This window comes from Schnuerera sp. (genome assembly GCF_035459645.1).
Taxonomy (GTDB): Bacteria; Bacillota; Clostridia; order Tissierellales; family Tepidimicrobiaceae; genus Schnuerera.
This window is the reverse complement of sequence record NZ_DATHXO010000436.1, coordinates 1-2,628: the sequence shown is the minus strand read 5'-3', so window position 1 is coordinate 2,628 and position 2,628 is coordinate 1. Positions and strand designations below refer to the sequence as shown.

At 25.0% G+C, this 2,628-nt stretch carries 1 protein-coding gene; it reads left to right on the top strand.

The window, feature by feature from the left end; translation table 11 throughout:
* Nucleotides 1-2,585: tetratricopeptide repeat-containing diguanylate cyclase (locus tag VK998_RS10290; protein ID WP_325228044.1), on the top strand; the 2,585-nt coding region annotated here is incomplete at its 5' end.
* Nucleotides 2,586-2,628: the final 43 nt, after the last annotated feature.

The window sequence follows — 2,628 nt, the reverse complement described above, 5'->3', positions numbered from 1 at the left end:
ATATAGGTGAAGTATATATAAATACATGTGATTATGATAAAGCTAAAAAACATATAGAGGAAGCTAGATCTATTGCTGTAGAAACTAAGGATACTAATCTAATGTTTTTAACCAATATAAACTTAGGTTTAATTTATTTATTAACTGGTGATTACGAGTATAGTTATAATTGTTATACCATGCTAAAAGAAGTATATGCTCAAAATTCAAACTATAGTTTTGAAGTTATTAGTCAATATTATAATTTTATTGGAGAATTTTATTATAGTTTTGGAAAATGGGATGAAGCCTTAAAGTACTCTAACAAAGCTATAGAACTTTGTAAAGACTATAATAATACAGAATATTTAATGTCTAAAACGAGGATATTACTTATAGATTATTTAAGAGATGGAAAATATGATAATAAAGCTATGGAAGATATAAGGACTGAATTTAGCAATATTGATCTAAAATTTCAAAGAAGAACCAATTTATTACAACTGGGTATTTTGGCTTTGTTAAAAGGAGATTATAAATATGTTGCTCATATACTCAAAGAAGATAATCAGCTTAAAAAGGGTTATAAGGCACCAAGTTTAGAATATATTAGAAAAATATTATTATATAGTATAATTCAGGATGAAGATAGTTATGAGAATATGATAAAACTAGAAGAGGATATGAAAAAATATAATTTACTGCATTTAGATATATTTGCAAATAGTTTAATAGGATTTAACCTTGCTAAAAATAAAAGGTATTATCAAGCTCTAAACTATTTATTAGAATCTTTAGACCTAATATATAGGATTATTAAAAATGTACCACAAAGGGATTTGCAAATTAGCTTTATTAAAAGTCAAAGAACTGATGACATAAAGAGAAAGATGTCAGAAGTAGTTTTTAATATTTTCAATCAGAAATTAGATTGTATATGTATAGATGATTTAAATTCAGAAGAACCTATTGAAAAATATTTTGACTATAATTCTTTATTTAGTTTTATGGATGATAGTCAATTTGCAAAAATAACAGAAATAAATTATTTATATGAAGAAACAAAAGGCATATTTAGCATAGAAGATTTAGTAAAAAGTTTAACGGATAATTACAAATATAATTTAAAACTCATTTTAAAGTATATAGCAAAGAAGACTTTTGCTAAAAGAGGATATATATTAATATACGATGAGGATACTAACAAATATATTCCTATTATAAGTTTAAATGGCAATTCAAACTGGAAACCTAATGAAAATTTATTGGCTTTAGCTAATAGATATGAGAATGGTGTTTTAATAAGTAGTAGTTTAGGTAGTAATATAATTGGATTACATAAGGAATTTTTAGCTAAAGATACTAGAGCATTAATATGTATCCCTATTGCAGCTCCATCCACTGTTACTTATCCTATTAAAGAGGAAAGAAGAAAAAGTCAAATCCAATATAATAGAAAAAATGATGGTTATATTTACTTGGAAACTGGAAGGATATTTAATAGATTTGATAAAGAAAGACATAAATTGGCTAGTACTTTAACTAGATTATTATATATTAATATTGAAAATTATAAATTGAAAACATTATCTAGCATAGATAAATTAACTGGTACCTATACGAGAAAGTATTTTGAAAATGAGTTTAATAGAATACTTATTGAAAACAAGAAGAAAAATGAATCTTTTGCGGTTATGATGATGGATTTAGATAGATTTAAAAATATAAATGATACTTATGGGCATAGAAAAGGAGATCAAGTTCTGCAAAAGATTGGCACTATTTTATCTAATAGTACTAGAAATACAGATACAGTAGCTAGATATGGTGGAGAAGAGTTTATTATAATCCTTAAAAATATTAAAGAACAAGAATCGAAGAATATAGGAGAAAAAATCAGAGAAAGAATTGAAAAATTAAACATTTCAGGTGTAGATAGTCCTATTACTGTTAGTATTGGTATATCCATGTTTCCAAAGCATAGTCAATTTAAAGAAGAATTAATAGAAAAAGCTGACCAAGCTTTATATTGTGCTAAAGAAAAAGGAAGGAATAGAGTAGTAGTATGGAATGCAGAGTTAGCAAATACTTTAAATAGAGTGGATAGATTGGCAGGGATTCTATCTGGAAATATAAATACAGATCAGAGGAATATTCTAGCCATATTAGATATTATCGATATAGCAAAACAAAATATAAGTAATAAAGAAAAGAAATTTGCATTTTTAGGTAGGGTTATAGAGATATTGGAGGCGGAAAATTGTGCTTTTATAGAAATAAATTCTAATAAGGAGTCTTCAAATATTTATGCAAGATCTAGATTAAATTTAAATTGGATAGATCCTGATTTTATTAATAATAATATAGTGGATAGAGTTATTAATAAAAGAGAAGGTGAGTTTTTAATTGATTGGGAAAGTGTAAATGAGATTAATCTAGGGTTAAATACACCTAATTGGCAATCAATCATTGCAATACCTTTGATTTTAAAAGAACAAATAAAAGCTGTAGTGTATATTACAGTACCAATAAAAGAAAAAGAGTTTGATTATGATAACTATAATTTAGCTAAAGTATTATGCGATATTTTTTCCACTATAATATAGATTTATATAAATTTTATTAAGTAAGTAGTATAAAATTTGATAT